Here is a 25,623-nt window from a genome sequence, read left to right as displayed (position 1 = left end):
TCTGTGTCAGCAATTGGCCGAACTTGCTCAGTCAAAATTGAAGGAGTAAAACCGACACTAACAGGACGTTCACAAAATTTGTATGTATAACTATCAGAGAAGTCGCCCCGCCCATGAACAAGGCTCCCGCGACCGATTCTCCCGCTTCGGTTCTGTCCGCGAGTTGTTCGATCATATAGTGGTCCAGGTATTCGTCACCGCAATCACGAAGATGTATCCGGCAAAGACGACAAAACTCCGCATTAGAGACCAATGATCAGAATTAAAAATAGGTTTCGATTCTCTTGCTTACAAATCATCAGTGGATTTGCAATGACGACTTTGAGAATTAACGCCGTCATCGCTCTGTCATCACTGGCTTGAATAAAATTTATGGTACAAATCGACCATCGTCAAAAAAAGAATCGCAATGATCGGGCCATAGAAAATCCCGCCTAAGCCAAAAACCGTCATCCCACCGATAATGGTGAACAACACAAACAGCGAATTGATCTGAATTCTATTGCCAATAAAGATGGGTTTGAACCAGTTTTCCGTGACAAACGCCACCACAGAACAATAGATAAACAGCATGATGCTGGAAACAATCTGACCTTTACTGGCCAGATAGATACAGGCCGGAATATAGACTATCGAGATTCCCAACAACGGAATGAACGCCAATATAATCATGATAGTCGTCCATAACACCACTAGATTGATTCCGGCCAACCAAAAACCGATTCCTGCCAAAATACCTTGTATCAATCCGCCGACTCCATTACAAACGAGAGTTACGAAATTCATTTGATTGAATTTCTCGATAATCAATTCTTCCTGATCATCTGGCAGCGGAGAAAGCTTTAACATAAATTTTTTCAGCGGAATGCCCTCGGTCAATAATGCATAAATGACCAGGATCATGATCATGAAGTTGAATAAGAAATTGATGATATTTTCAACGATATTGTTTATCGTCACGATCACCAGAGCGGAAATATTTCTAACCTGGCTAACGATCTCATTAATTAAATTATCGAAATGTACCTCGACTTCGAGCATCGTGTTCAATTTTTGCAATGCTCTGGCAACATGGCCGTTGCCCATGAAAAAATCTTTTATCGACTCGCTGCTGAGAGGCAGAACCAAATCTTCATATAAGGTCACGGCTTCCTTAGAAAGCACGAAGGAAAGATAGATGGTCGGAAAAAAAACGACAACGATGATCAAAAAACAAATGACGATGGCGGCAAGCTGTCGCGTTAATTTTGTTTTATCTAGCAGTATCTTATAGAACGGATAGACACTACCCGTAATGATTGAAGCAAAGATGATGGCCGCTAAAAATGGCTGTATCATCATCCATAACAGATAAAGCAAAAACAGCAATACGACGGCGAAATATAAGCCTGATACATTGAACGCTCGCACAACTTTCCATCCTAATCATTCTAAGGATAATAGCTAAGGACTTTATATTATCAAGAGTGCGCGGAGAAATTGCACTGTTTAGATCACGGCAAAGGCCGAATTCAGAAACAAATCTGTATTGGTGGAATCGAATCAAATCTTTAAGGCAATAAAATTCGTTAAATATAATTTCCAATAATATCAGCAATCGTCAGGAAAGCACTGACAACTCCTATTATCGCGGTAATCCATGCTGGCCGTTTCCAGGCTGATTCTTTCATCTTTATCACTCAACTACTGCTGAGAGCATCGCATTAATAATTGAGTATAGAGAATGTTAACTGCTTCCTACTTTGATAATAAGAAACCTGTCACATCATTAGTGTATTCAATTGGAACCTTTCGAATACCAAACTTAGGTGTTTTAAAACTAATTAGAACACCACCCCAATCTCTTCCCGCCGTGATATTCCCTGGCAAGCCCATTGCTGATCAAACTCGCTGCCAGGCTTTCGCCATCGATAAACACATCCGCCAAGATGTGGAATACTTCCCAAAACGTTGTTAGACATTCTGATTCTCGTCAATTGTGCTAGATCGAATCAGGCCGTAAAGCGTGAGCAGTAGTGCTGTCACGATGGCCACGCTACAGAGTATAAGAAAACCTGTCACAATCGTGTTATCGGTGCCATTAGGAGGAGGGAATTTTTCGTTGATTGTCGGCATGAGCGGTGTCGAAGCACCAATAAAGGCGCCGATCAGTCCTGCCATTCCATTTGTCCAAGTGCCGATTTGTAAAGCCGTAAACCACCCCTTAAGCGAAATATGGTTTAGATGCAGCTCATTGAGCAAAAAACCGAATACGATCATCAGAATTCCATTGATGGTAAATTCGATATGCGCCATTACAATTCCGCGAAACCATAACACGGCATCAGGAGGAATGAACCCAATCAAGCAACCGACAGTGATTTGGCTAACTCCTAAAATTAAGGTCCAACGTCTGATGACTGACTTCAATCTGTTAAAATCGGTTGCCATAATGATGTTCCTCGTTTTTAGTGAGCCGGACTTTTTATTATCTTGGTCTGCTTTCCTTATACATTAAAGCAGCAAATCACTCTACTTTTGAATTGAGCTCTGTCGCCCGATGATTAATGGCTTATTCATTTGATCTATAGTTATAACCCATGTTTTCAATCGGAAAAGTTCATGAGCATCGTTGTTATAGGAGTGGTTGTCACATTATTGATATTTTTGGTGGTCGTCGTGCACCGGCGACGGATGCGGTACAGGGTCGACTTTATTCGCACCTATACTTTCCCGCCAGGTTTATATGACAAGTTGCAAAAGCGCCGGCCGGAATTGTCGCCGAAGGACTGTCAATTGGTTGGCCGAGCGTTACGGCAATTTTTCCTGGCCTATTTGAAGGGCGGTTGCCGATTTGTATCGATGCCCTCGCAAGTTGTCGACGACCTTTGGCATGAGCTAATTCTGTATACTCGCCACTATGATGCATTCTGCAAGAGAGCGTTCGGACGGTTTCTACACCACACGCCAGCCATAGTGCTAGGCAAAAACAGGCAAAACAACACCGGTTTGCGGCGTGTCTGGTGGCAAACTTGCCGAGAGGAAAATATAGACCCGCGCAAACCCAGCAGATTGCCGTTGTTATTCGACATCGACAAAAGACTCAATATCGCGGATGGTTTTGTTTACGTCCCGGATTGCCGGGCTGTCCGAAACGACAGCCAAGGTGCCACTCCCTATTGCGGTGGTGATTTTTCTAGTGGAGATTTCGGCGGTTCTCCCGACGGCTTTGGCGATTGGTCCGATGGTGATAGCGGTGGAGGCTGTGATGGAGGATGCGGTGGAGATTAATGGACTCTACCTCATACTCGTCTGATTTCCTTTAATTATTACAGTTTAATTTGTGATTATTTAATTGGTTAGTTGGTTCTATTTGTAATAATTTCAATGGCTTGAGAAATTCATTCGACTCTGCCATTGGCTCCATAAAATTCAATGGGTTACGATAAATCAAAGGTATTTATTTTCTGGGTTGCGCCAGGGTAATACAAGAAAGACTTTTGACCGAATAAAGTTTAGAAAGAATACCGTCCTGAAACCTTGTTGTTATCTTTTATGCGAACCGGATATGAAAGTTTTACGATCCTCACCTTCGGTTTGCTGATTAAATACGAATTTGAGCTTGCCTGAAGCCTTGGCCGAGGATCACAAGACGCGATACCGTACCTTACTGAAACAAGCCGAATTGGAATGCTCGGCACCGAAAGAAGAAACCCCTAGGCCCGGTCAAAAAAGTCCGGCGCAAGCGCACACAGCAAAGCGCATTACTTATCGGACGCCTGCATCTTTATGAACGGGGCGTATTGCGTTTCATGATTACCAATATTGTGCCTTATACCCATAACCAGGGGAAACGCTCTTAGCATGACTAAAGCTTATCAGAAGATATCCGGCTGCTTTCGGTCTCAAGACGGCGCAGATATCTTCTGTCGTCAGCATAGTTATTTGTCAACCTGCCGAAAAACAACGGGCCTTTATTACTCAGCTCCTTTCTTGCTGTTTGCGGTAAGCTACCGAGCTTAATACTGTAAAGCATTTCAGATTTTTTAGATTAACCTAAATTACACTGAATAGTAATGTTCTTTTTACGATGAAAGTCGCGAAGTGTACCTTAATCTCCTCGCCCTCTGGGAGAGGGCTGGGGAGAGGGAACGATCAGGCGTTTGACACTTTCATTGGCTGGGGTGGCGCCCAAGCGCCATGATCGTTAGGATTACCGTTTTGAAGCACCTTCCGTTCTATTTTCGAGTGAGTAGAACGAAAGGAGTCCCATTTATCGAGTTTGAAATGCATATTTAATATGTCTAATTACAATTTAAGTTAGAACGGGTAACAGATCCATCGATAACTAAGTCGCTACTAATGGTTCCAAGATTAATAGTCAACACGCCATCACCAGTAGAGCTAAATTGTCCGGAAGGAGTATTCGCGTAAATCGTGTATTGTTTGTTACTACATACCGGATATATGGTGATCTCAATGGTGACATTAGTGGCATCTGGAACAGTGCAGCTGTAACTTCCTGTGCTGTTGGATAATTTAGATAACGAGCCACCGCATACGCTGCCATTGAGATTTACGCTGATCGATTCCAAATTGTCCACCTGATTCGATATCGAAATGCTTCCGCTAATCGTCCGATTGACGACTGTATCGGTACATTCAGGCATCGTGATACTGGTTGTGACGGCATCCGCAGCGATCGTTGCGCTAGTAGCGCTAACCGATGTTGGAGTACCGCTACAGGTCGCCGTAGCCGTCAATGTTCCAGTCCAGTCGTTGGCCACCGTACATTCGGTTCCGACACAGGTGGCATCGGTACCGCTAACAGTAATGTTGGATAAAGTGCCGTTGCCAGTTTTTATGATCGCTGCTGTTATGGTTCTTTGGCCCTCGATTTGAGTGAATTTGAGTTCACATGCTGGTGAGTCCGGTGGAGTCATAAAACAACTGCTTGTTCCATTGCTGTCTGTGCCGGTGATTGTGACCGCATTGGCAGTTGTGCTGATCGTACAAGAATAACTGGAAATGGTGGCCGTACAATTAGCGCTGTTGGAACCATCATTGATAGTGATAACCGGAACACTGGCGGCATTGGTGACAGTTCCCGCAATCGTGTATTCGGTAGGTGTATCATTCGTGCAAAAGGTAATATCCGGCGTTAAGATAACGCTGTTTATCGTAGATCCAGTCAAATTGCGCTGAATATTTTTTGATGCCAAAGCCAAACCAACGATGCTTGCTGATTCCTGAATACATTCGTCATGGACCTGAACGGTAGTAGATTGGCCATTGATAATGACCATGTCATGACAGTTATAAGGTCGGTTGATACCTTCGTTGCTTTCGACCCCGTTGTTGACTCTGCGGGTGAAATAGTTCCTGGCTGTATCTAACGTATGTTGGTCGGCTTGCTGTTGCTGAATCTCGATTAATTCTTCTGCAAAGCATACATTCTTACTACTTTCCGGAATACCTAACAATCCCACTTTGCCACGCCAACCGCCAGGCCCAACTTCCTGATAGACTCCAGTTGGATAAGGCGGTGTTGGAGATGGGTTGGCAACCGGCGCCGGACATTGAGTCACTACTGTATTATCGCCGACACCTGCGTTGGAAAAGTTGATTCCATCCGTAGTTGCCGTGGTTCCTACAGGTCCATTGACGCAGTTTCCGCCCACATAGCAAATATAGGGAGCACTAGTGCTACTTTCTTCGGGGTTAAACACGCAATAACTGCCGCTTTCCGTCGCATTAAAGGTGAAAAGCTGCGTATTGGAGGCGTCCCTCAATTCCAGCAAAGTAACGTTAGCTCCATTTCCCGTGGTCGCCCTAGAATACACGACTCCCTTGATCGGTAAAATAATGCCGCCGTTAAAACGAATGCGGCGGGTGCAACTGCCGAAAGCATCTTCATTATCTTCGAATAATTCGATCGCTTCCTTGAAATCGGTGGTTGCCGGTTTATAGTGTACCCGACGGGTATACAACCCGTTTTCAAAGGGAATTAAGCTACTACATAAATAAACTATTGTTCCAGTTCCATCACCGTTGTCCTTGACGTATTGGCCCTCTTCGAGTCCGGGAAGGCTGTAAAGGCCATTGTCGCCGGCTACCGCATCCTCGGGAATGGGAACATCCGTTGCATCAATGATTTCATCGGAAGAGTTGGCGTTCGTGCTTGGGTCGTTGATATTTAATCCGCCCAGCCCGGAGGTAATAGCGGCTAGTGCGGCGGCGCCCAAATCTTCGTAGCTGATAACGCTTTGCACTACGACTCGTTCATTCGCACCGCCGGCGCCCCAGCTACAAGTAACGCTGATGCGCTTGCGCTCGGGGCCAACCTGATCGGCAGGATCGGTTGCTCCGGCGTCCGGTAAATCATCGACGGACCAGCTGCGGGTAAATACCTCATTGGTACCGGTGATTGTTTCATCTGCGGTCGAGCTGGCTATGGCATTATACCCCGCCTCACTTAACGCATCCCGGAGTTGCTCTATCCTGTTATCGCATAAAGTTTTTGCTTCCGAACGCGTCTTATTCAGACCGCTTTCGCTGGTTAAGCCGCTTTGTAAGGAAGCGACCGCCAATAAGCCGACCGCGATCACGACAGTAGTGATCAGCACTTCAATGAGGCCGATACCCCTATGACTTCTGTTACTCAATTTGTGCATCGCAAACACCTTTTATTTTATAAATCACCAATCCGTCCAGGAGCCGCTCACAACCGCCCCCGTTCCTTTAATAAAAGCAGGGTTGGGATCGCCCTCTTCGCCATAAGGTACGTAAACCAAGTTCAATGTTCCTGTTCCACTACTGTTACCGCTCTCACTAATCAAGGAACCCTTCATAATTGGGTTACCTGTAACAGTTAGCTCCCCCATCACATAGATGACGCCATGGACGGTACCCCCGGTCATTTTTAAGTCCCCATTAATGATCAATATCACCGGCTTATCGGGTGAACCAATGACATCGCCGGTACTAATGGTGGTATCTGTCGTGGATGGCGTGGCACTGTTATCGCCCACCCAGACGACCCCTGAGACGGCTGGAGTGACAGCATCAAGATCTACACCGACAGCGAATTTTTGGTCAACGCTATCAGCCAGATTCATGATTTTGGTCTTGGTGGTTGTAAAGAACATATCGAACAATTGATCGGGCGTTTTATTACCCAGCGTGGGATCATTGGTAATCACGTCGATGCCAACGCCAGAGTCTCTGTCCGATACCCGTTGGGTGTTGACTGTTTCGTCCTCATCGTCAAGCTCAGCCTTGGTATAATCAGTGCGTAGAGTATTGGATGGTCGTAAATAAGTACCGAATGAAGCACCGAGTATGCCGATACTGCCGCCCGACCAAACACTACTGTTAGTGTAGCGGTTGATAATTCTGGCATTACCGGCAACGCCGACCGATTGGCGGCTCACAAAGGGTTGCTTAGGGCCTTCGCCTCCGTCAAAAATATCGAAGGTTGTTAAGCACTGCGATATTGTCCTGGTGGCGACTCCATCATCGCTCCATCCCCGTGCAATGATCATCGCTTCGGTCATGTTCGTTGTAGCCATGCAACCGGGTGGTGGGCAATCGCATGCGTTTCCCGGATTATTGTCGTAATAAAATTGGGCTGTGGTTTGTTGTCCACCGGAATTGAGGGTGAGATTAAACCGCGAGCCAATAGTGAAATCGACGGCGTCATCGCCATCATGATCCAATCCATCCTCCATGAAATAGGCGATTCCATGGTTCATGGCCGCACTCGCCGCAGATGCAGCCTGACTGGTTCGGTAATTGTCGGATGTGATCTGGGTTTCCACCAAAACAGTTTTAGCCGTAAGCAGAATAACAAGGGTGATACAGATCAATAGCACCACTGAAGTTAATAAAGCAGCCGCACCATGTTGTTTGTTTAATCTTTTTTTGATTGACTTCATCGATATTCCTCTCTCTTACGGCTGGGTAAATATTCGTTCATTGCGAACTTGCACTGTACCGGTAAGAGTTTTTGTCACGGCCGCATCATTGTCCAGAGTGCCTGTTACACTAATATTGACAATCCGCTTTTCAACGACAGTATCTCCGGAGTTAATATTTCCGGCGGTGTTATCAGCAACGTCACAGGTCGTATTAAATGAGGTCGAGGGATCGGGAGAAAAGTTCATACACCGGGTCGTGGCATTCAGAGCGCCGAGCGGCAACATACTGAACTGAAGATTGGTTATATTCAATTCATCTCCTACGACAATCTCTTCCCAATCATCATTGCCAGCATCATTGCAATTGTCGTTTGTGACTCCTGATTTGCGAATGTCAATACTGTTGTTGCTTAGTCTGAAACCGTAATGCTCGTTATTATCAACCACTCCGTCGTCGTTTGCGTCATAACTGTAGAGTATGCAGTTTCCCGGGTCGGCAACTGTAGTAGGAGCTGCCAGGTTACGGATTTGAATGTCGGTTGTTGGATTGACAGTGAAGGGATTATTCCTGCTGTCTGCATTAATCACTGCATTTCCCCAATATCCGGCCCGTTTAATATCGTTCATCATTAGACTCAACACGGAATCCAGGTCATGATTCAGACGAGTGGATTGTAGGGTGTCATTACTGCTTTTGACGGTCATGATATAAAGGGTAATCGTCGTACCAATCACTAACAAACCCAACACTAGAGCGATCAAAATTTCAATTAGGGTTAAACCGGAGTTTTTGTTCATATAGAATCCTCGCCCTAAATTAACAACCTGGATAAGTAGGTAAGCCGGTAGTTCCGGCGGGTGTACATATTCTTACTCTGCCCACAGAGCTGAAAACCACCCTGGCCGTGTAGTTATCCGTGCTGAAGCTGACGCCATTCGCCCCAATTGTTCCGCGCCGGAAATCAAAACTGCTATTACCCGAAGCTGAAATCAGGTTGGTGGAATCGAAATCGTTACCAGAAACGCGTTTTATTTCACAAAAATCAGCCGCGCTCGCGTTCGTCTGCGTGCAATCACAAGCTGCTTTCGCCGTTAGGCCGTAGCACCATGCGCCAGCATTACCTGCTGTGCGAGTAATCAAAATATTCTGGCTGCGTTTGATTGCTTTGGTGCGAGCCAGTTGTAAATCCGATTTAAACGATTCCACCGCCTGTTTTAATCTGTTACGTTCGACAGTATTTTGATATGCCGGAATTGCGAACACGGCAACAATACTGATGATTGCAACTACAATGATTGCTTCCAGTAGCGTGAACCCAGCATTTTTTTGCTTATTCATAACAAATCATGATTTTCTCCAATGTTCCATTCATTATAGGCTATCGATTTTTATTTTTTGCTACGCTGTTGTCATTTTTTGATTGACGTAAAACTTTCATAATATCAATAGGTTTTATACTATGCTGATAGTAGTTAAACCATAAACCCCTGGCATAAAGTAAAAATGGTTTCGATAATTTATCTTAGATAAATGCCGACGATAAGGGATATGTCTATCGACCAGGGCATGTTGTAATTAAAGCGAATATGTCGATAACATCGGCTGATTTAGAAATGTTGTTAGTAATTAATAGTTAATGGCTCAAGGAATAACTATGCAGAAAAAAAATCAAGGTTTTACGTTGATTGAACTGATGATAGTCGTTGTTGTTCTGACTATTTTGGCCACGATAGCCTATCCTGCCTACCAGGACTATGTCATGAGGGCGAGACGGGCGGATGCCAAGGCAGGCTTATTGGCTTTGCAGCAAGCGCAAGAAAAATTCAGGGCAAATTGTATTGAATACGCGGATAATATTGTCGCCGACGATAATGATGGCGTTAATGATTCGGTGTGTGATACAGCGACCCCAACTTACACAGTGGAGCATAGCACTGCTTCTCCAGATAATAATTACGATTTGAGTATTTCTGGAGCTGACGGGGCTAACTATACTTTAACTGCCACCTATAAAGGCGTCCAGACGGGAGACACTAATTGTAAGACCCTGTCTATAGACCAGAATGGCAGCAAGACATCGACCGATAGCGATGATAATGCTTCAACAGGGTGCTGGGAGCGTTAACGTTTATTGCCTGGATACATACGGTCTATAATCACGTATCCAGGCCATTCTAATCTTGAATATAACTAACCGATATAAAACTGCCTCATCATCCCCAAATCCTCATGTTCCAGGTTATGGCAATGGAACAGGAACAAGCCTTTGTAGTCCTGAAACGGTTTGATGATTTCGATTTCCTCGCCGGGCATGATTAGCACGGTATCCTTCCAGCCGGAGTCGATGAAGCCGTCCTTGACGGTGGCGTATTCTTCCTTGCGCATGCCTTCCATTTTTCTCGAGATAATCTGATATTGCTGGCCGTGCAAGTGGATGGGATGGGCCATCGACCACATCATGCCCATGCCCCCGCCTTTCTTCATTTTTCCCTCCATAGCCATTGCTTCATGTTCGCCTTCGTTCATGCCATGGTCGTGAAAAATGCGGATTTTCTTGATCGAGTTCAGCGGTACTTTTTCAAAATCCATCACTTGATCCAAGGAAAAGGATTTGCCGTTCAGTTGCGGCGCCATCGGTTTCATCGAGATGGCGATCGGAATCGGTTTATCGGCATTATCGACATCCTTTTCGGTCAGGCGCTGAAAGGCGACCAATCTTTCCGGCAGTTTCGGCGAATCGCTGACTTTCTCGCTGATCTTAAAGGTGGCAATGGGAAATTTCTCGCCTTGGGCAAGCCGGCTAACCATCATGCCCATGCCTCCGCCCATCATGCCGCCTCTTTTACCGCCCATTCTACCCATACCCATAGAATTGTTGCTCTGGCCTTTGCGCATTCTTTCGGCCATCGGCGGCATCGCGCCGGAAAAAGGCAGGCTGTATAGCACCAGTTTGGAACCAACTTCACGACCACTGAAATCCAGCCATAAATCGACGCGTTCACCCGAACCCAGCATGATATACGGCCGGGTTTCAGGTTTTTCCAGTAGGCCGGCATCGGTGCCGATGACCGTTAAGGGCGTGCCGTCGTCCCAGCCCAATTTATAAATGCGCGAATTGGAACCATTTAGGGCCCGAAATCGATAAGCGCGCGATTTGACCGAAAATTCGACATCGGGTTTTCCGTTGACCAGGATGGTATCGCCCAAAAAACCCATCATGCGGCCATGCATGCCATGGACATAACGAAGTTGGTTTCTGGCATTAAATGTCCGATCTTGTATGACCAGCGGTAAATCGTATTCACCCGAAGGCAGGTCTAGTTTTTGTTCTTCTCCGTCGGTTACTGTGATCAATCCGGCCAAGCCCTTATAGACTTGTTCGGCAGTAAGTTCATGGGTATGGGAATGGTAAAAACTGGTGCCGGCCCGGTTCAAAACTTCATATTCATAGACGAAGCCCTCGCCGGAAGGAATCGAATACATCGGATGGCCGTCGCTTTTTTGCGGCACGTGCAAGCCGTGCCAATGGATGATGGAAGGTTCGGGGAGACGGTTATGAAAATAAACCCGAACTTTTTGTCCTTGTTGTAAATTTAAGATCGGGCCCAGGTAATTGCCTGGAAGTTGTTGCAGGGTATGTTTGGGGCCCTTGAGCAATCTGGCGTAATATTTTTGTACCCGAGTGGTCGGGCCGGTTTTTAGTATTTGTATATGGGCAAGACGGGAGGTAAATTCAATCTCCACATCCGGATTAAATCCGGGTGTCGGTGACGTTTTGATATATCCAGCCTGCGCCCATAATAGGTTGGGAAAAACAGAAGCCGCGACACCTAATACTGAGTGTTGCAGAAATTGGCGTCGGTTATAGTTATTGTAGTTAGCCATAATCCTTCCTCTATTATTAGAATTATCACTTTATTTTTATTATCAGCTTCTCGACGATACTCCTTTTTACTCGATCAAACAATAACATCGCGACCGCATAAAGTTGCAATGTTTTGCAAGTTGCCAACCTTCAACAGCCAACGTCTTTATAGGCATATTCCTCGCCAACATCGATTTTTTCCAGTTTGATGAAGCTGTAGGAAAAATCCACCGTCGGATCATCGGCGATATCTTCTCTGTCAATTTCACGCCAATCTTGTCTATCGAACTCGGGGAACAGTGTGTCGCCGGCAAATTCCTGGTTGATTTCGGTCAAATACAAATAGTCCGCGCGCGGTAACAAGGTTTTGTAAAGTTTGGCACCACCGATGACAAATATTTCTTCGGCATCGCCGCAACTGCTAAGAGCTTGGTTCAGATCGTTGAAAACCTCGCAGCCTTCCTGGCGATAAGCGGGATTGCGGCTGATGATGACATTGCGCCGGCCGGGCAATGGACGGCCGATCGATTCGAAGGTCTTTCTGCCCATTAAAATGGGAGACCCCATGGTGATTCGTTTGAATTTTTTTAAATCGGCCGATAGATGCCAGGGCATTTTATTGTCCACGCCGATGACTCGGTTGCTGGCCATCGCGACGATGAGTGATATTTTCATATTTTCGTTTATGATGCTTATATTTCGATTGCACATCATACCTAAAATAATGAAGAAGATTCTGCTTGTTTTTACCGGGGGAACCATCGGCTCCAGCAGCGACCAGGGTACGATTGACACATCAAATCAAGCGCGTTTCAAGCTTATTGAATCATTCGAACGGAGTTACATCGGAGTAGACACAGTCAGTTTCAAAATTTCGCAGCCGCTGCAGCTGTTGAGCGAAAATTTGCACCCTTCTGTATGGAACAGATTGATCGGTGCTATCGAGGCGGAAAACCCGGATCAGTACGACGGTGTCATTGTAACCCACGGAACCGATACATTGGCCTTCACGGCCGCGGCCTTGGGATTGTATTTCAATAGTCTGGAAATTCCGCTGCTGCTGGTTTCCAGCAATCATCCTTTAGGTCATCCCGATGCTAACGGATTGGACAATTTTATCTGTGCGGTGGAGTATATCGTCCAGCAACAGCCGAGGGGCGTGTGGGTTCCTTATAAAAATCCGGGACAGCACATGTGGGTTCACATTGCTACCAGATTGGCCTCTTCCTTACAGTTAAGCGGCGATTTCGTCAGTGTGCAATCGCGCCCTTTCATGCAATTCGAGCACGGCCGATTTACCCAATTACATGAAATAGAGCGAAGTAATTGCGTCAAAATAACATTGAATGCGAAGTTCTCCAGTTCGATAATATTGTTGCGCCCCTACCCTGGGTTGGATTATTCTCATATTAACCTAAACGGAGTCGCTGCGGTGCTGCACGATCTTTATCATTCCGGTACGGCCTGCTCATCCCGAGATTTCGGCAATCGATATAGTTTGCCGGAGTTTATCGACAAATGTCGCCAGCAGGGAAAAGCCGTTTATCTCGCGCCGGCGTTGGAGCATCCCGAGCTTTATCGGAGTACGCAAGAATTGTTGGCGCGGGGGCGATAATGCTCTGGAACATGTCTTTGGAATCGGTTTATGCGAAGTTATTGTTGGCTTATGGTAATTTCAGCGATTCCCATGCAATCGAAGATTTTTTACAAAGAGATATCGCCTTGGAGCATGTTTAGCATGTCCATTGTCGAGCAGTAAAACACAGAATGCGTCGTTAGTTTTTTGAGGTATATGCCAGTTGTCGTTTGACATGCCAAAAAGACTTAACGTTGGAACGTAAATCCGGCAGTATGCAACTGATGGCGATTTCCTCGCCGGCGGCCAATACACACAATACCGCCGCCAGGCGGAACGCCCAGGAGATATCGAACAATACCAGCAAGAAAAACGAACAACCCATGCACGCCACCGCCACTTTAACCAACCACGTATGGTAACTGGGAAAGGCGTGGAATTTGGCAATACCGACTATGGATGGCAACAAATAACTGATAATGACCATACTGGCGAACAGCAATTCGCGTTGCATCAATTCAGGCCATAATTGCCACGAACTCAACGCGATCGTGGTATAAATCAGCAAATCTCCCCAAGTATCGAGTAAGGCACCCAATTCGCTTTCCTGGTCAAGCATTCTGGCCGCCATTCCATCGAGCACATCGGTCAGAAAAGTGATCATCAAAAGCAATAAAAAACCCTGTTCATAACCATGCCATGCCAAACCCAGTAATATGGGCGCGCTGACGAAACGAAAGCTGGTCAATAAATTGGGTAGTGTTAGTAATTGTTTGAAGGCATAGGTTTTCATAGCGCAAAACCGGCCAGCAAGGGAATATGATCGGACAAGCGATTCCACGGTTCCTGAGTTAGACGATCACAGAATTGTAACTGCAAGCCGCGGAAATAAATTCTATCCATCTGCAACAGCGGCAGCCAGGTGGGGAACGTTCTGGCATAACGTTTATGCTGGGAACGATAGGCTTCTTTCAGTCCCAGATGCTGATAAAACCTTTTTTCAGCCTGACCGGTCCAGTCATTGAAATCGCCCGCAACGATCAGGGGTGCCTCATGCGGTACATGTTCATCGATGCGCTGACATAACAAACCGAATTGGCGCCTGCGCTCCATGCCAATCAGCCCCAAGTGAATGCATATCACGTGTAATTCTTGTGCAAGCTGAGGCAATTCAATAACTCCATGTAGCAAACTGCGGCTGGCCCAGGTGAATGGAGAAACATTGATATTTTCCCAGCTTGTTAAGGGATATTTACTGAGTATGGCGTTGCCGTGATGGCCAACGCTATAGACGGCATTCTTGGCGTAAGCGAAATGCGGCCAAACTTCTTCGGCAAGAAATTCCGAATGGGAGCATTCCGGCCAGTTACGATGTTTTTCTTCATGTTCTTTATGCTCTCCCTGCATTTCCTGAAAAAATAGAATATCCGCATCCGTTTGCACCAAGGCTTCCCGCATCTGGTGCAAGATAAAATGGCGATTACTGCAACTGAAGCCCTTGTGGATGTTATAGGTTAAAACACGTAATTGATTGTCCTGCATTTATTTTTCATAAACTGAGTAGTGATTCATTAAATGTAGCAGATTGCTACTTGGTGCGCCGCCCTTAATAGGGGCGGTTACGGATATGTAAGCGATAAAGCAGCGGTGAGAGAATGACCTCCAAAGTGAAAAAAAGTATGACGATTAGAATGATTTCCGTGATCGTCACTCCCAATTGTTCCCGTAAAAAAAACATGGGGAAAAGCGACTCAGGAATCGTATCAAGTAAACGAAAACGGCTACTTGCCTCATACCCAAGGCGGCGTTTGATAAAACTCGATAGCAAATCGCCCGACATGGCTAATATCCCGAATAGAGCTCCAAGTGAAATCGGCAATCCGAGTGAAGGCGCCAAGAGAGACGTTAACAAGATTGACGAAAAAAGACCGCGCCAGGTTTTGCTATGGCCTAATAATGGGCGTTTATCGATGAAACTGTGGCCTAAATCAATCGGCCAGGCAAACCGTGGACCGAATACATTCCGGAAAAATACCGGTGCACCATTAGCAATCGCAAGCAAAATTAAATGCCTGCCGATACTCTGCCAAAATGATGAAAAGAACTCCATGACTGATTATCTCGGCAATGTGGACGAATTATTACATGTTCAAAATTAGAATCTAAGAAAACTATATTTCCTAATTAACCAAATCTTTAAACCTAGGAGTCAGGTTTACTCATTAAATTAAACGATGTTCAGTAATGATTCAGCATGCTTCCGTTAATCTGTAGCCGACTTTGAAAATGCTGGTAACAGCAGGAGACAGAAATGAAAAGAATGCTTGTAATCATCAGTTTAATAGTTTTTCCATATGCAGCTCATGCCGATTGGGGATGGCAGCATGATAGAACTTTCCGAGTAAATCATTTTTGGAATAAAGTGGCAAAACGTTTGGATCGCCAATATTTTAGAATAGAAAAAGGAATTCAGATGGGTGATTTGACGCGGTGGGAGGCGAAAAAATTAAAACGCGAACATCGCCGCATCGACAAACGGATCGCCCGCCTGCGACAACAACGCTGGCTGAGTCATGGCGAAAGAAGAAAAATTATGGCGCACTTGGACAAAGCCAGCGGCCATATTCAAAAACTGAAAAATAATGATAGATATGCTCGGCATTTTCGTGGAGAACACGACCACTTTCGAAGAGACAAAGGACCTGTCGCCTGGTCTTCCAGACAAAGTTGGCCAAGATTTTAACCTCGAGACTTAAAGAAATGGGTGACGATCACGGCAAAACGATTATCGTCACCCATCATTTCCTATATGACGCTATGATGTTGACACGCTGACGTTGGTACCAAAGTGGCGTTGTGCTAAACCCGAAACAACGGTTCCAGTTCGTCCTCAACCGGTTGCTTAATCTGCTTACGCGCATTGTGCTCGGCGAAGGTCTGAAAGAGTCTTTTGCCATCCCATGCGCTGTTTTCCGCCGCATATAAATACTGGTTCAGACGCAGAATTTCGTCACGCAGGCGGGCTTCGCAAAACGGTGCGATGGCGCCCAGGCTGTTGGCGCTGAACTGGATTTTTCCCCATTGCAACAAAGCCTGTTTGGCGGCTTGCGGATCGTTTTTCCGGCAAGCCTCTTTAAGCGCTTTATTAATGTCTTTCAACAGGATTTGTTTGCGGTCGACAGGCGCTTCTTTCTCGGGAGTTTTGCGCAGATGCCGATACAACAAGAAAAGCAGCGTCAGCAGCCAGCCGCTGCCGAAAAAGATGGCCAGCCACATCCACAAGTCGTTGGCGGACGCCGATTGCGGAGAAAGTGCGACAGGTTGCGGCAGCGCGGCTTGCGGTGGCGCTGCCTGCGGGGGGGACGCAACGGCTGCGGTGCTCGCGATCGCGGTCAAAGTGACGGAAGGAATCCGGGCCGTTTCCATTTTTTGCGTCTTCGTGTTGAACCAGGGAATGTCGATGGCCGGTAATTGGTAAGTGCCGGGCCGGGAGGGAATAAAGGCGATTTTTTCCTCGCGGAAAGCAATCACCCCTTCGCTGGATTTCTTCTCCTTCAACGTAGGTTGATCGGGATAGCTTTTGACTTGGTCGATGTCCTTACCGCTCCACAGTTCCGGCAATTGCCCGACGGTCGAGCCTTTGGCCAGCAGCGTCAGTGTGCGGGTCAACGGTTCGCCGACCTTGACTTGCAAGTTATCGTTGGACCATTGCTGTTCCACATGGACCTGCTCGGCCGGCAGCCATATCCCCTTGGCGCTGATTGGCGCCGGCAGCACATTGAGGCTAACCGGCCTTGAGGTAATGCGCTTGGTTTTGGTAACTTGGGAACTGAAAAAACCGTTAAAGCGGGAGCTGGCATCGCTGACCACTTGCGCGGTCAATACCAAGGGCGGTATGGTCAATTGACCGCTTTGCTGCGGAAAGATGGCGTATTTACGCTCGGTCACGGCATAGGCGACGCCGTTGATGCGGGTGTTGTAATTGCTGTCTTCGGTCAGTTTTTCCACGACGGCATTATCCGCCTCCGGGTCGTTGAGGCTGGCCTGGGTGATTTGCACCCGGCGGTAAAAGCGCAAGGTGTAAATGACTTGTGCTTGCACATAAGGTTGTTCCGGCGTCGCTTCCACTTCGAGAAATAATTCGTCATTGCTGTTGTGGGCGGTATCGGCCTCGGTGACCGTAAGCGTCAGCGGTCGCGTGCTGTCGCTGCCGAAACGGATAACCGGCACCAATAGCCTGCCGGTGTGTTTAGCCATCACCGTCAAAGTCCATTGAACCGTTTTGCTGAAGCTGCCGTTGATCCAGGAAGATTGCGAGCTTTGCTGTTGATTAATGATGTCGAAGTCGTGTTCCAACGGCGAGAAATCGGGGTCGTCGTCGGGCGTCTCGCTGGCGGTGAAGGTCAATTGAAACGAATCATTGATGCTGACCGGGTTGCGGTCGACGGAAACGTCTATCTCGGCGGCTTGCGCTAGGGAGCCGCACAGCAGGGTCAATATGACGGCCGCGATAAACCTTAAGGCGCTTGTAACGCCAGTCTTTTTGTTAACAGGGAGTGCTTGACGAGTCATAAACGGCAGTGCCAACTCAGTGATGTTTACCATGACTGATCCTGTGATGATTGTTTGCGGCCGCGCTGGCCGTATTGATATCTGAATTTGCGTTTCAGCAGCCCGGAGGGATCGTCGGGAATGCGCTTCAGCCATTGTTCGCTGGCTTGTTCGCTTTCGTCCATCGGCGTTTGCGGCGCGGGCTGTTGTTGCTGTGCTTCCGCTTCGTCGGGTTGTTCGGCTTGCTGGTCCATTTGTTCCGCGCTTTGTGCTTCGGGGTTGGTATCCTGTTCATTTTGTTCGGACGATTCGGACGGTTGTCGCTCGGCGTTTGCGGAATCGCTTTGCTGTTCTTGCCCTTGATCTTGTTTTTGCTCGTCTTGTTGTTCGGAAGACTCACCTTGTTGGTCTTGTCGGTTTTGTTGCCGATCGGATTGCCGGCTGTCTTCGCCCGATTGCGGCTGGTTTTGCTGTTGCTGTTGTTGCAGCGCCTGTTCGACCAATTCCTTGTTGTATTTGGCGTCTTCGTTGTCAGGGTCGAGCTTTAAGGCCTGCCGATAGGCCTCCAGCGCCTGTTGCAGTTGGCCGGCCTTGGCCAGCGCGTTACCGCGGTTGTAATGGCCCTCGGCGGTGTCGACGGTTTGCAGGGTTTTCGCCGCTTGTTGGTATTGGCCGGCCTTGTATTGCGCGGCGGCCTTCCATTGCGGTGATTGAAACTGTTCGGCGGCCTGTTCGAATTTCTGCTGGTGGAAGGCCTGTTGCGCCTGTTGGTTTTGGGTTTGCCACAGATCGCGCCATTCCAGGGCATGACTGGGTTGCGAATAGGGCAACAGCAGGATCAAAACGATGCCCAGCAAGCCCTTGCGGAAACAAAGAGCCGCCAGCGGCAGCACCAACAGCAATAGCCAAGGGCCTTTTTCGTCCCATTGTTCCAGTTTCAGCGCGTTATCTTCCTTGTCCGACTCGGTAGTTGGACGATCGACGGCGGCGAGCAAGGCTTTCAGGTCGCTATCGTCATTACTGATGTTGCGATAGCTGCCGCCGCCCGCGGCGGCCAATTTTGCCAGGCGGCTGGCTTGTAATTTAGGCACGACGATATTGCCTTCGGCGTCCTTGACAAAGCCGCCCGTAGCGGCCTTGATCGGAGCGCCTTCCGCCGTGCCCACCCCCAACACCGATAACCGATAAGGGCCCAACAGCTCGGAGGCTTGCTCGATCGTGTTCTCGTCGACGCCATCGGTGATTAATAATATCTCCCCTTGGCGCAGACCGCCCTGCTTGAGCAGGTTTACCCCCAGGCGCAAGGCGGCCATCGTGTTGCTGCCACGGCTCGGCATGATATCGCTTCTTAGCGCATTCAACTGGTTGGCAATGGTCGCGTTATCCTCGGTCAGCGGCGTGACGGTGAAGGCGTCGCCGGCATAGACCAGTAACGCGGTTTGCCCGTCTTTACGTTGCTTCAGAATATCGGCGATTTTATAACGGGCCCGGATTAAACGGCTGGGACGGATGTCGGCGGCATTCATCGAGCGCGACAGGTCCAGAGCGATCACCAGTCCCGCGTCGTTGCGGAAGACCGGCGACGGCAGGCGCTCCCAGGTCGGGCCGGCCAAGGCGAAGATGCTTAACAGCGCGGCCGCAGCGGCGGCCGTCAACGGCCAGCGGCTTTGCCGCACCGCCTTGTCCTGCAAAATATAAGGCAGCAGGGCCTCATCGCAGACTTCGCCCCAGTTGCCGCGCTTGAGCCGGTTTCTCATTTCCAATGCGATCAGCGCAATGGCTGGCAGCAGGGCCAACAACCAATAGGGCCGGATAAAATGGAATTCCGCTAAATTCATGTCCACCTCGAACGACTGGCGGCAAGTATGGCTGCCAGCAACAAGGCCAATGCCAGGGGCCAGGGATACAATTCGCTGCGCGGCCGAAAATATTGTTTGTCTTTTTCCACCGGTTCCAACTCATCGAGCAAGTGATAGATTTTGTCCAATTCCTCGGTATTGCGAGCGCGAAAGTAACGGCCGCCGGTTTTTTGCGCGATGGCCTTCAGCGTGCGTTCGTCGAGATCGCGGGACGGGTTGATCCGGCGGGAACCGAAAAAACTGCGGACGATCATTTCGTCGGCGCCGATGCCGATCGTATAGATTTTCAGATGGTTTTCCGCCGCGAGCTCGGCCGCCTGCAGCGGCGAAACCTGGCCGGCGGTATTGGCCCCGTCGGTCAACAAGATCAGCACCCGGCTGTCGGCTTCCTTGTCTTGCAAATGTTTGACCGCCAAGCCGATGGCGTCGCCGATCGACGTGGCGGGCTCGTCGTCGGTGATGCCGATGAAGGCTTCGTTCAACAAGGTGGCGACGGTCTTGCGGTCGAAGGTCAGCGGGGTTTGCAAATAGGGGGTCGTGCCGAACAGAATCAGGCCGACCCGGTCGCCCGCGCGGCGTTTGATGAACTCGCCGGCGATTTGCTTGGTCGCGCTCAGGCGGTCGACCATGCGCTTGTCGATGACGAAGTCCTGCTCCTCCATGCTGCCGGACACGTCCACGGCCAGCATCAGGTCGCGGCCGCTGACGGCCTGCTCGATCGGTTCGCCCAGCCATTGCGGCCGGCTTGCCGCCAACACCAGCAAGCCCCAGGCGATCGCGGCCAACAGCAAGGGCCAGCGTCGTGCCGGCATAACGGTTCTGGTCTCGGCGTCGGCGAAATCTTCCAGAAAAGGCACTTTCAAGGCGGCCTGTTCCGCCGGAGCATGCGTCGGCAACAGCCAGCGGATCAACAACGGTAATGGTAAGGACAGCAACAGCCAGGGCCATTCGAAATGTATCATGGCTTTTGTCCTTTCAACCATTGTTCGCACAAACCGATCAAGGCCGGCATATCGATCGTTTCGGGCGCGGTTTGCCGAAAATGGGCATCGGCCAAGCAGCGTCCGGCGCCTTCGCTGAACGGCGAGCCCTTGACCGATCGGTCGAGGTAGCGCAGCCAAGCTGCTCCGGTCAGGCTGGCGCATTGATCTCTCGGTTCCAGGCTGATCGCCACCCGGCGTAGCAAGGTGGACAGTTGTTGCAGCTTTTCCAGATCGGTCGATTGTTTGTCCTGTTTGATAGCGATCAATAATTTTTTCGCGCTTTTTACGGCGGTGCGGCGGATGATTCGTTTATAAAGCCGCCATAACAAAAATAGCAGCAACGGTATGAGTAGCAATAACAGCCACCAGCCGATTGCCGGCGGCCACCAACTGACGGCTTCGGGGAGGTGGATGTCTCTGATCGGCAGGGATTGTTCCATTACCTGAATACCTCCAGCGGATCGTCGGCAGTACTGCAATTGAGCAAGGTCAGGCCCGGTTTTTGGCAGAGATGTTGTAAATGTTCTAATCGTTGCTGAAAACGTTGTTGATAACCGAGGATGCGCTGCTTGTCGCCGGTATCGATGACGATATCGCGCCGTTCGTCGGTAAAACGATAGCACCCCTTGGCCGGCAGATGGCTTTCCAGCGGGTCGTAGACGTGGATCAACGCGACCTCGCAATGTCGGGCCAGTTTCAGCAGATGGGTTTCGGACTTTTCGTCGAGTCCGCGAAAATCGCTGATGATGTAGACCAGACTGCCGGGGCGGGCATGCTGTAACAAGCGTGACAAGACCCGTTCCAACGTCATGTTGTCGCTGTTGACGGTAAAATTAGGGCTGACTAAGGCATTGAACAGCCTTAGCACGGCGTGTTTGCCGTTTTGCGGTTTCAGTTCCAGACATGAATGGTCGCCGAAAATCTGCCCGCCGATGCGGTCGCCGTGTTGCTGCGCGGCCCAGGCCAACAGGGCCGCCAGTTTGGCCGCCTGCACCGATTTGAACACGCCGCGGGTGGCGAAGGCCATGGCTCGCCGGTAATCCACCGAGATGAACACCGGCCGTTCCCGTTCCTCGCGGAATATTTTGGTATGCGGCATGTCGGTGCGGGCCGTGACCTTCCAGTCGATGCTGCGGATATCGTCGCCCGGCTGATACAAACGGGACTCGTCGAATTCCATGCCGCGGCCTTTGAAACGAGACAGATAACCGCCGCTTTGGCCGGAACGGATCTGGTCGTGGCGCAGATTTAGCGCGCTCGCTTTCTGCGCCAGAGCGACCAAGGTCTTCAGTTTGACCGAGACCAGCTCGCTGTTCGTTAGTTGATTATCTGTGGCTGCCTTCATGTGCTCCATTTGGTTGTTGTCGTCCACGCTTTGCTTAGTACGACCTACGCCGTATTAAGCTAAGCGCGGTTACAACTTATGATCTGTAGGTTGGACTAAGCGCTAGCGTGTCCCCAACATTAAATGTCTTTACGGTACGGCGACGCGGCCGATCAATTCCTGAATAAAGCGGTCCGTGGTGACGCCCTCCGCCTCGGCTTCGTAGGACAAGATCAAACGGTGCCGCAATATGTCGTAGGCCATGTCTTGGATGTCCTCCGGTCCGACGAAGTCGCGTTGTTGCAGCCAGGCCTTGGCGCGGGCGCAACGGTCCAGCGCAATGCTGGCGCGCGGGCTGGCGCCGTATTGCAGCCAGGACGCCAGGTCCTCCCCATAAGCTCCCGGATTGCGCGTGGCCAGTACCAGTTGCAGCAGATACTGTTCCAGGCTGTCGGCCATGTAAATGTCCAGGACTTCGCGGCGCGCGTTGAAAAGCGTTTGTTGGCTGACTTTATGGAATTCGTCCTGCTGCTTGACCAATTCCCCCCTGGCTTCCGTCCGCGCCAGGCGCAAGATGTCTTGTTCATGGTCGGCATGCGGGTAATCGATTTTGACATGCAATAAAAAGCGGTCCAATTGCGCTTCCGGCAACGGATAGGTGCCTTCCTGCTCGATCGGGTTCTGCGTCGCCATGACCATGAATAAATCCGGCAATGGATAGGTCGCGCCGCCGACGGTAATTTGTCGTTCCGCCATCGCTTCCAGCAGCGCGGCCTGGACCTTGGCCGGGGAACGGTTGATTTCGTCGGCCAGAATCAGATTATGAAATAATGGTCCTTTCTGGAATTCGAAGCTGCCTTGTTGGGGACGATAGATTTCTGTGCCGGTTAAGTCGGCGGGCAAGAGGTCGGGGGTGAACTGGACGCGGTGGAAATTTGCTTCGATGCCCTTACTTAAAACATTGATGGCGCGGGTTTTGGCCAGTCCCGGCGCGCCTTCCACCAGTATATGGCCGTCCGCCAGCAACGCGATCAGCATGCGTTCGACCAGAATCTCCTGACCGATGATCTGCCTGCCGATCATCGCCTTAAGTTGTTGCAGAGCGAGTTGGGTATTGCTTGGGTTGGTTTCAGCCATGATGCTCGGTTTCCTTTAAGTTTTGCACGGTTTTGTCGTCATACCGATGATTTTCCGTTTTTTAATCAGCCGGGAAACGGCTGGTATGACGAAAGGAAGGCTTTAAAGTTCCGTATTTTAAGCAATTGCCATGCAAATTTCATGGAAGATTTCAGATTCGGCAAGCGTTTGGTTTGCCATAAAACTATCTGGCCAAACGAGGAGGGTAGATATAAGCGCTAAATTAGTTCGTTTTTGGCGCCAAAACAGTGCGTTTTTGCCCTAATTGTATCGTATCTTTAAACATATGCTTATATTGCTGAAATTTCCCTTTTTATAATCAAGTTCTTACAAGTGCTTCTGCTTGTGGCATCAAAAATGCTGACAATAACTTGCCGCTGAAGGAATAGCGGCTTTATGAATCGAGTTATGCCTTGTCGGAACCGACTCGCGCAGATTTCTTGCATAAATTCCCTGCTTCAGCGCGCCAGGCATTGTGTCTGAATGGCGGACTGGAGCGGCTCCCAATTGGAGATCTGTCATGAAGAAAGCAGTATTGACGACCTTATTCTTCGGGTTATTGCTAGGTGCCGCGGTCGTGTTGTACGACCGGATCAGTTTTACGCCGGAATACGATGGCGAAATGGCCTATTCCTCATTCATCAAGAGGGTCAAGGCCGGTCAAATCGAGCGGGTGGAGATTACCGGCAGGCTTATCGAATTCCGTACCTCCGAGGGCGAGGAATTCGCCACTTATAACCCTGGCGATTCCCATTTAATCGATGATCTACTGGCGACCGGTGTGCAAATCAGAACCAAGGCGCCGGAAGAACATTCTTTGCTGATGGAGATTTTCATATCCTGGTTTCCGCTCTTGTTATTGGTCGTCATGTGGCTGATCTTCATGTTCAGAATGCAGAATAATGGCGGCGGTTCCGGCCTGAAAAAAAGCAAGGCCAGAATGTTCGCCGAAGACCAGGTCAAGGTAACGTTTGCCGACGTGGCCGGATGCGAAGAAGCCAAGGCAGATGTCGTCGAGTTGGTCGATTTCTTGAAGGCGCCGCAGAAATTTCAAAAAGTGGGCGGCAAGATTCCGCGTGGTGTGTTAATGGTGGGACCGCCCGGCACCGGCAAGACATTGCTGGCCCGCGCCATCGCCGGCGAGGCCAAGGTCAAATTCTTTTCCATTTCCGGCTCCGATTTCGTCGAAATGTTCGTCGGCGTGGGGGCTTCCAGGGTCAGGGACTTGTTCGCCCAGGCCAAACAACACGCGCCCTGTATCATTTTCATCGATGAAATCGACGCGGTCGGCCGGAAAAGAGGCAATGCCGGCATGGGCGGCGGCAACGAGGAACGCGAACAAACCTTGAACCAGCTGCTGGTGGAGATGGATGGGTTCGAGGACAACGAAGGGATTATCGTCATTGCCGCGACCAACCGCGCCGATGTGCTCGACGACGCCTTGCTGCGGCCCGGCCGTTTCGACCGTCAAGTCAATGTCGGCCTACCCGATGTGCGCGGCCGGGAACAAATTCTGACCGTTCATCTGCAAAAAGTGCCTACCGCCGACGATGTGAAAATCGGTTTAATCGCTCGCGGGACGCCGGGATTTTCCGGGGCGGAGCTGGCCAATTTGGTCAACGAGGCCGCCTTGCTGGCCGCGCGCGCCGATATGCAGGTGGTAACGATGACGCATCTGGAAAAAGCCAAGGACAAGATCCTGATGGGCGCGGAAAAGCATACGATGGTCATGTCCGAGGAGGACAAACGCCTGACCGCTTATCACGAGGCCGGCCATTGCATCGTCGGAAGGCTGATGCCCGACCACGATCCGGTGTATAAGGTCAGCATCATGCCCCGTGGCAGGGCCTTGGGCATCACGATGTTTTTGCCGGAAAACGATCAGTACAGCGCCAGCAAACGCAAGCTGGAAGGCCAGATCGCCAGCTTATTCGGTGGGCGCCTGGCCGAATTGTTGATCTTCGGCGACGACCGGGTCACGACCGGCGCTTCCAACGATATCGAGCGCGCGACCGAACTGGCCAGAAAAATGGTGACGCGCTGGGGACTTTCGGACAAGCTCGGTCCGCTGAGTTACGGCGAGGAAAGCGGACAGCCGTTATTCGGCTACCCCGGCGCGCAAGGCAGCACCGTCTCCAGTAACGTCGCCCAGATGATCGACGAAGAGATCCGTTCGATAATCGACCGCAATTATCAAAGGGCGGAGAAAATTCTCAAGGAGAATATCGCCATTTTACATCGCATGGCCGACGCCTTGATGAAATGGGAAACCATCGACCGCGAACAAATCGATGATTTGATGGCGGGGGGAAATGCGCGACCGCCCGCCGACTTCGAGGACGCTACGGACCGATTGGAGCCGCCGGCTCAAAGTCATGGCGACCGTATCGCCGGCCCGTTGCAACCGGATCGAAGTTATGCCTAACGGC

Annotated in this window: 22 protein-coding genes; 5 read left to right on the top strand and 17 right to left on the bottom strand. The window is 49.6% G+C overall.

Annotated features, from left to right (window positions below; translation table 11 throughout):
• Positions 1–351: 351 nt before the first annotated feature.
• On the bottom strand, positions 352–1,410 hold the full coding sequence (locus tag EP25_RS0112940; protein ID WP_031434281.1) for an AI-2E family transporter: 1,059 nt from the start codon (positions 1,408–1,410) through the stop codon (positions 352–354).
• A gap of 543 nt (positions 1,411–1,953) precedes the next feature.
• Positions 1,954–2,430 carry a hypothetical protein gene (locus EP25_RS0112935; RefSeq protein WP_031434280.1) on the bottom strand — a complete coding sequence of 159 codons (477 nt, stop codon included), beginning with the start codon at positions 2,428–2,430 and terminating at the stop codon, positions 1,954–1,956.
• Between the two features lie 171 nt (positions 2,431–2,601).
• On the opposite strand from EP25_RS0112935, the gene EP25_RS0112930 reads away from it, so the two are divergent.
• Positions 2,602–3,270: a glycine-rich domain-containing protein gene (locus EP25_RS0112930; protein ID WP_031434279.1), complete on the top strand. Its 669-nt coding sequence runs from the start codon at positions 2,602–2,604 to the stop codon at positions 3,268–3,270.
• Positions 3,271–4,283: 1,013 nt separating this feature from the next.
• Here the strand turns inward: EP25_RS0112930 and EP25_RS0112925 are convergent.
• From EP25_RS0112925 to EP25_RS22545, 4 genes are read right to left on the bottom strand one after another with little or no spacing between them, the layout of a single operon-like run.
• Positions 4,284–6,653 (bottom strand): PilV family protein, encoded by a 2,370-nt coding sequence (locus EP25_RS0112925; RefSeq protein WP_031434278.1) that lies wholly within the window; start codon positions 6,651–6,653, stop codon positions 4,284–4,286.
• A 24-nt stretch (positions 6,654–6,677) separates the two neighbouring features.
• Complete coding sequence (locus tag EP25_RS21990; protein ID WP_036300561.1) at positions 6,678–7,916, bottom strand: hypothetical protein; 1,239 nt, start codon at positions 7,914–7,916, stop codon at positions 6,678–6,680.
• Positions 7,917–7,931: 15 nt separating this feature from the next.
• Positions 7,932–8,696 (bottom strand): PilW family protein, encoded by a 765-nt coding sequence (locus EP25_RS0112915; RefSeq protein WP_031434277.1) that lies wholly within the window; start codon positions 8,694–8,696, stop codon positions 7,932–7,934.
• Positions 8,697–8,715: 19 nt separating this feature from the next.
• Positions 8,716–9,237 carry a GspH/FimT family pseudopilin gene (locus EP25_RS22545; protein WP_051906665.1) on the bottom strand — a complete coding sequence of 174 codons (522 nt, stop codon included), beginning with the start codon at positions 9,235–9,237 and terminating at the stop codon, positions 8,716–8,718.
• A gap of 316 nt (positions 9,238–9,553) precedes the next feature.
• Between EP25_RS22545 and EP25_RS0112905 the strand changes: the two genes are divergently transcribed.
• A complete protein-coding gene (locus EP25_RS0112905; RefSeq protein ID WP_036301256.1) occupies positions 9,554–10,024 on the top strand; it encodes a type IV pilin protein in 471 nt (156 codons plus the stop codon).
• 65 nt (positions 10,025–10,089) lie between these two features.
• On the opposite strand, the gene EP25_RS0112900 is transcribed toward EP25_RS0112905, so the two are convergent.
• Together EP25_RS0112900 and folA are read right to left on the bottom strand one after the other, a co-directional pair.
• A complete protein-coding gene (locus EP25_RS0112900; protein ID WP_031434274.1) occupies positions 10,090–11,784 on the bottom strand; it encodes a multicopper oxidase family protein in 1,695 nt (564 codons plus the stop codon).
• Positions 11,785–11,914: 130 nt separating this feature from the next.
• The gene (folA, locus tag EP25_RS0112895; protein ID WP_031434273.1) at positions 11,915–12,439 is read right to left on the bottom strand and encodes a type 3 dihydrofolate reductase; all 525 of its coding nucleotides are present in this window, start codon (positions 12,437–12,439) and stop codon (positions 11,915–11,917) included.
• A 49-nt stretch (positions 12,440–12,488) separates the two neighbouring features.
• On the opposite strand from folA, the gene EP25_RS21985 reads away from it, so the two are divergent.
• The gene (locus tag EP25_RS21985) at positions 12,489–13,379 is read left to right on the top strand and encodes an asparaginase (protein ID WP_327036931.1); all 891 of its coding nucleotides are present in this window, start codon (positions 12,489–12,491) and stop codon (positions 13,377–13,379) included.
• A 160-nt stretch (positions 13,380–13,539) separates the two neighbouring features.
• On the opposite strand, the gene EP25_RS0112885 is transcribed toward EP25_RS21985, so the two are convergent.
• The 3 genes from EP25_RS0112885 to EP25_RS0112875 all read right to left on the bottom strand — a co-directional run bounded on the left by EP25_RS0112885 (position 13,540) and on the right by EP25_RS0112875 (position 15,450).
• Positions 13,540–14,133, bottom strand: coding sequence for a CDP-alcohol phosphatidyltransferase family protein (locus EP25_RS0112885; protein WP_031434272.1), 594 nt, complete (start codon positions 14,131–14,133; stop codon positions 13,540–13,542).
• The gene (locus EP25_RS0112880; RefSeq protein WP_031434271.1) at positions 14,130–14,882 is read right to left on the bottom strand and encodes an endonuclease/exonuclease/phosphatase family protein; all 753 of its coding nucleotides are present in this window, start codon (positions 14,880–14,882) and stop codon (positions 14,130–14,132) included. The genes EP25_RS0112885 and EP25_RS0112880 overlap by 4 nt, the downstream gene beginning before the upstream one ends.
• Positions 14,883–14,946: 64 nt before the next feature.
• Positions 14,947–15,450, bottom strand: a complete 504-nt coding sequence (locus tag EP25_RS0112875; RefSeq protein WP_031434270.1) for a CDP-archaeol synthase — start codon at positions 15,448–15,450, stop codon at positions 14,947–14,949.
• Positions 15,451–15,651: 201 nt separating this feature from the next.
• Between EP25_RS0112875 and EP25_RS0112870 the strand changes: the two genes are divergently transcribed.
• Positions 15,652–16,083 (top strand): hypothetical protein, encoded by a 432-nt coding sequence (locus EP25_RS0112870; RefSeq protein ID WP_152555644.1) that lies wholly within the window; start codon positions 15,652–15,654, stop codon positions 16,081–16,083.
• Positions 16,084–16,199: 116 nt separating this feature from the next.
• Here EP25_RS0112870 and EP25_RS0112865 read toward each other — a convergent pair whose 3' ends face one another.
• The 6 genes from EP25_RS0112865 to EP25_RS0112840 all read right to left on the bottom strand — a co-directional run bounded on the left by EP25_RS0112865 (position 16,200) and on the right by EP25_RS0112840 (position 23,194).
• Complete coding sequence (locus tag EP25_RS0112865; RefSeq protein WP_235185899.1) at positions 16,200–17,945, bottom strand: BatD family protein; 1,746 nt, start codon at positions 17,943–17,945, stop codon at positions 16,200–16,202.
• Positions 17,939–19,729: a VWA domain-containing protein gene (locus EP25_RS0112860; RefSeq protein WP_031434267.1), complete on the bottom strand. Its 1,791-nt coding sequence runs from the start codon at positions 19,727–19,729 to the stop codon at positions 17,939–17,941. Before EP25_RS0112860 ends, EP25_RS0112865 begins: the two co-directional genes overlap by 7 nt.
• Positions 19,726–20,712 (bottom strand): vWA domain-containing protein, encoded by a 987-nt coding sequence (locus EP25_RS0112855; RefSeq protein WP_031434266.1) that lies wholly within the window; start codon positions 20,710–20,712, stop codon positions 19,726–19,728. The genes EP25_RS0112860 and EP25_RS0112855 overlap by 4 nt, the downstream gene beginning before the upstream one ends.
• On the bottom strand, positions 20,709–21,173 hold the full coding sequence (locus EP25_RS0112850) for a DUF4381 domain-containing protein (RefSeq protein ID WP_031434265.1): 465 nt from the start codon (positions 21,171–21,173) through the stop codon (positions 20,709–20,711). Before EP25_RS0112850 ends, EP25_RS0112855 begins: the two co-directional genes overlap by 4 nt.
• On the bottom strand, positions 21,173–22,087 hold the full coding sequence (locus tag EP25_RS0112845) for a DUF58 domain-containing protein (RefSeq protein WP_152555731.1): 915 nt from the start codon (positions 22,085–22,087) through the stop codon (positions 21,173–21,175). Before EP25_RS0112845 ends, EP25_RS0112850 begins: the two co-directional genes overlap by 1 nt.
• A 120-nt stretch (positions 22,088–22,207) precedes the next feature.
• Positions 22,208–23,194: an AAA family ATPase gene (locus EP25_RS0112840; protein WP_031434263.1), complete on the bottom strand. Its 987-nt coding sequence runs from the start codon at positions 23,192–23,194 to the stop codon at positions 22,208–22,210.
• 520 nt (positions 23,195–23,714) lie between these two features.
• On the opposite strand from EP25_RS0112840, the gene ftsH reads away from it, so the two are divergent.
• Complete coding sequence (ftsH, locus tag EP25_RS0112835) at positions 23,715–25,619, top strand: ATP-dependent zinc metalloprotease FtsH (RefSeq protein ID WP_031434262.1); 1,905 nt, start codon at positions 23,715–23,717, stop codon at positions 25,617–25,619.
• Positions 25,620–25,623: the final 4 nt, after the last annotated feature.

Origin of the sequence: Methylomarinum vadi, from assembly GCF_000733935.1 — a bacterium.
Classification (GTDB): Bacteria; Pseudomonadota; Gammaproteobacteria; order Methylococcales; family Methylomonadaceae; genus Methylomarinum; species Methylomarinum vadi.
The sequence above is the reverse complement of the archived record's forward strand: the minus strand, read 5'-3'. Positions and strand labels throughout refer to the sequence as shown.

Coding starts and splice junctions, on each gene's coding strand:
- EP25_RS0112935 (WP_031434280.1), bottom strand. CDS start 2,430: ATGGCAACCGATTTTAACAGATTGAAGTCAGTCATCAGACGTTGGACC.
- EP25_RS0112930 (WP_031434279.1), top strand. CDS start 2,602: ATGAGCATCGTTGTTATAGGAGTGGTTGTCACATTATTGATATTTTTG.
- EP25_RS0112925 (WP_031434278.1), bottom strand. CDS start 6,653: ATGCACAAATTGAGTAACAGAAGTCATAGGGGTATCGGCCTCATTGAA.
- EP25_RS21990 (WP_036300561.1), bottom strand. CDS start 7,916: ATGAAGTCAATCAAAAAAAGATTAAACAAACAACATGGTGCGGCTGCT.
- EP25_RS0112915 (WP_031434277.1), bottom strand. CDS start 8,696: ATGAACAAAAACTCCGGTTTAACCCTAATTGAAATTTTGATCGCTCTA.
- EP25_RS22545 (WP_051906665.1), bottom strand. CDS start 9,237: ATGAATAAGCAAAAAAATGCTGGGTTCACGCTACTGGAAGCAATCATT.
- EP25_RS0112905 (WP_036301256.1), top strand. CDS start 9,554: ATGCAGAAAAAAAATCAAGGTTTTACGTTGATTGAACTGATGATAGTC.
- EP25_RS0112900 (WP_031434274.1), bottom strand. CDS start 11,784: ATGGCTAACTACAATAACTATAACCGACGCCAATTTCTGCAACACTCA.
- folA (WP_031434273.1), bottom strand. CDS start 12,439: ATGAAAATATCACTCATCGTCGCGATGGCCAGCAACCGAGTCATCGGC.
- EP25_RS21985 (WP_327036931.1), top strand. CDS start 12,489: ATGAAGAAGATTCTGCTTGTTTTTACCGGGGGAACCATCGGCTCCAGC.
- EP25_RS0112885 (WP_031434272.1), bottom strand. CDS start 14,133: ATGAAAACCTATGCCTTCAAACAATTACTAACACTACCCAATTTATTG.
- EP25_RS0112880 (WP_031434271.1), bottom strand. CDS start 14,882: ATGCAGGACAATCAATTACGTGTTTTAACCTATAACATCCACAAGGGC.
- EP25_RS0112875 (WP_031434270.1), bottom strand. CDS start 15,450: ATGGAGTTCTTTTCATCATTTTGGCAGAGTATCGGCAGGCATTTAATT.
- EP25_RS0112870 (WP_152555644.1), top strand. CDS start 15,652: ATGAAAAGAATGCTTGTAATCATCAGTTTAATAGTTTTTCCATATGCA.
- EP25_RS0112865 (WP_235185899.1), bottom strand. CDS start 17,945: ATGGTAAACATCACTGAGTTGGCACTGCCGTTTATGACTCGTCAAGCA.
- EP25_RS0112860 (WP_031434267.1), bottom strand. CDS start 19,729: ATGAATTTAGCGGAATTCCATTTTATCCGGCCCTATTGGTTGTTGGCC.
- EP25_RS0112855 (WP_031434266.1), bottom strand. CDS start 20,712: ATGATACATTTCGAATGGCCCTGGCTGTTGCTGTCCTTACCATTACCG.
- EP25_RS0112850 (WP_031434265.1), bottom strand. CDS start 21,173: ATGGAACAATCCCTGCCGATCAGAGACATCCACCTCCCCGAAGCCGTC.
- EP25_RS0112845 (WP_152555731.1), bottom strand. CDS start 22,087: ATGGAGCACATGAAGGCAGCCACAGATAATCAACTAACGAACAGCGAG.
- EP25_RS0112840 (WP_031434263.1), bottom strand. CDS start 23,194: ATGGCTGAAACCAACCCAAGCAATACCCAACTCGCTCTGCAACAACTT.
- ftsH (WP_031434262.1), top strand. CDS start 23,715: ATGAAGAAAGCAGTATTGACGACCTTATTCTTCGGGTTATTGCTAGGT.